General features: G+C 39.8%; 2 protein-coding genes and 1 pseudogene. 2 read left to right on the top strand and 1 reads right to left on the bottom strand.

What is annotated here, in order from left to right; genetic code table 11:
* Window positions 1-179: 179 nt before the first annotated feature.
* Window positions 180-428, top strand: a pseudogene (locus J2S07_RS22025) (DUF6431 domain-containing protein); the annotation flags it as partial.
* Between the two features lie 202 nt (window positions 429-630).
* On the opposite strand, the gene J2S07_RS21725 reads toward J2S07_RS22025, so the two are convergent.
* Window positions 631-786 carry a hypothetical protein gene (locus J2S07_RS21725; protein ID WP_307152452.1) on the bottom strand — a complete coding sequence of 52 codons (156 nt, stop codon included), beginning with the start codon at window positions 784-786 and terminating at the stop codon, window positions 631-633.
* A 188-nt stretch (window positions 787-974) separates the two neighbouring features.
* Here J2S07_RS21725 and J2S07_RS21720 point away from each other — a divergent pair, with 188 nt between their 5' ends.
* Window positions 975-2348 carry a Mu transposase C-terminal domain-containing protein gene (locus J2S07_RS21720; RefSeq protein WP_307152451.1) on the top strand — a complete coding sequence of 458 codons (1374 nt, stop codon included), beginning with the start codon at window positions 975-977 and terminating at the stop codon, window positions 2346-2348.
* The last annotated feature ends 31 nt before the right edge of the window (window positions 2349-2379 follow it).

Below are 2379 nucleotides of genomic sequence, written 5' to 3'. Positions count from 1 at the left end.
TGTCTGCTGCCACTTTCAATGGCAGTGGTTTTTATTGTTTTAGGAAAATTTTGTGGCGGTACTTTTAGTGGGATTTATGCGACAATGTAGAAATGTAAATCATTCCCTGGCGGGAGGAGGACAAAAAAACACCTCGAAGAGATAGCAGTCTCTCCGAGGCTGATTTACTTCACAAAACTATGACTAGAATAAGATATCTTGGTAAAACGGTCAAGGCTTATTTAAAACAATTCCAAGATGTACCACCTCCTTGTGATGAGGGTTGCCCTGACTGTAACGGAAAATTATATAAACATGGTCGCTATTATCGTACTGTTATTATTGGAAAAAAACTGATTAAGATCCCTATTTATCGAAGGCTTTGTCCAGCTTGTGGCAAGACGCTATCTTTATTACCTGATTTTCTTTATCCCTACCGGGTTCATGTTGGAGGAATCCTTCAAAAGGCGTGGATATTGCGGTATGTAAATGGAAAAAGTTATTATTTCATCCGGACCCTTATAACTAAAAGCGTAAATGGTGGTATCAGCTATAAAACTATTAAACGCTGGGATTGCTTATGGAGGAAAGTAAAAGGACCTTTAGTTAAATTACTTCTTTCCACAATAGCCGAAGTTCAACCAACGGCCATTAACTTTCAAACGATAAAACCATTAAATGATGAACAAGCACTTCTATTTCTTCTACCATTAGCTTGGGAAATTTTTCATCCCAACACTCCCTATCCTTCCTACGGTTTCTTCCAATGGATAAATCAACTAATTGAAAGAATTTAAACCACTCCAACCTTAATTACCCACCATCTGAACCGCCTATCATTTTTCCAAACTTAAATTCTCTCCCTTTCGGGGCAGTTTCACCGTGTTTTCCTCTTTTGAAACGAATGTTCCCACAGAATCTGGGCTCTCCCTTTTAGTAGACGATCGTTATTAAATGAGAACTATAGAATGATTAAAAATAAGGGAGAGTTTTCAATGCATGAAAAACTAAGAAATGACATTGCCCTATACCGTTTTGGCCTTATAGCCGAAATCGTCACTAGGGAGTTGCCAAAAGGAGAGCAAGCCAAACGGCTGCGAAGCATCGCGGAGACTGAGCACCTAAACCCATATGGAGAAATGCAAAAAGTTGGAACCCGAACTCTAGAACGTTATCTACAACTCTATCGAAATGGGGGATTTGAGGCATTAAAGCCAACTAAACGTGGTAGCTACGCTCCAAGAGCTATTTCCAATCACGTATTAGAAAAAGCCATTCAGTTAAAAACCGAGCGACCTGAACGGTCCGTAGAACAAATTATTCGGATTATGGAGCTAGCAGAGATAGTAGATAAAGGAACGATTTCCGAAAGCACCTTATCAAAACAATTGCGGAAGGCAGGAATAACAAGAAAGAAGTTACAACAAGCACCAAAAAGCAGTCAGTTTCGTCGATTTGAATTTCCATATCGAAATGCCTGTTGGCAAGGGGATGTGCAACATACTCTTTATTTACCAGATCCAGAAGATTCAAGTAAGAAGCGAGTCGCAAAGCTATTTGCCTTTATCGACGATTACAGCAGGCTCATTGTCCACGGACAGTTTTATTTTGATGAAAAGGGGGCACAGCTAGAGGACAGTTTATTTAAAGCCCTTCTAACACATGGGAAGCCAGAACAAATCTACGTCGATAATGGAGCGATCTATCGTGCAAAAGCACTAGAAACAACCTGCGCAAAACTAGGAATAAAACTTTCCCACTCTACCCCTAGAAGGCCTCAAGGACGTGGGAAAATTGAGCGTTTCTTTCAATTTGTCGATTCATCCTTCAAGCCAGAGGCCTACGATCTAATAGAATCCGGAAGGATTCAATCTATAGAGCAATTGAATCGCTATTTTCATATTTGGAAAGAATCTATCTATCATGAGCGAAGGCATGGTGAAACGAAACAAACTCCTAAACAAAGATGGGAAGAATGTGAACAACCTACGGTTTCCATTTCCTTTTCTGACTTAAAAAATGCATTTTATTGGGAAGAGGAGCGAAAGGTTGATAAAACTGGCTGCATTTCCTTCCAAGGGAATAAATACGAGGTGGAATCACAACTAGTGGGCCAACAAGTCACGGTTCGCTTTAATCCCAATGATTTAGAGAAATTAGAGGTTTGGCTGGAGGGAAAACAATATGAAGATGCCATCCCTCTTATACTTAGCCGTCCAAAACATGATAAAGCTGCATCTGAAAACCCTAGTCAAACAGGAGAAGGAACAGGTTTGAACTTTTTAGATTTAACCGCACCAGAACATGAAAGGAAGCAAGGGGAAAAACGGGGAACATTAAGCTATCAATCACTTGTGGAGGAAAAATAAAAAAATGATATCAAAACATTTTGGATGGGAT

It is taken from the genome of Anoxybacillus andreesenii (genome assembly GCF_030813005.1).
Taxonomy (GTDB): Bacteria; Bacillota; Bacilli; order Bacillales; family Cytobacillaceae; genus Robertmurraya; species Robertmurraya andreesenii.
This window is presented reverse-complemented; position numbering and strand designations above follow the sequence as displayed.

Bases quoted from the DNA above. Each gene is read 5' to 3' on its own strand.
- J2S07_RS21720 (WP_307152451.1), top strand. From the start codon at position 975: ATGCATGAAAAACTAAGAAATGACATTGCCCTATACCGTTTTGGCCTT.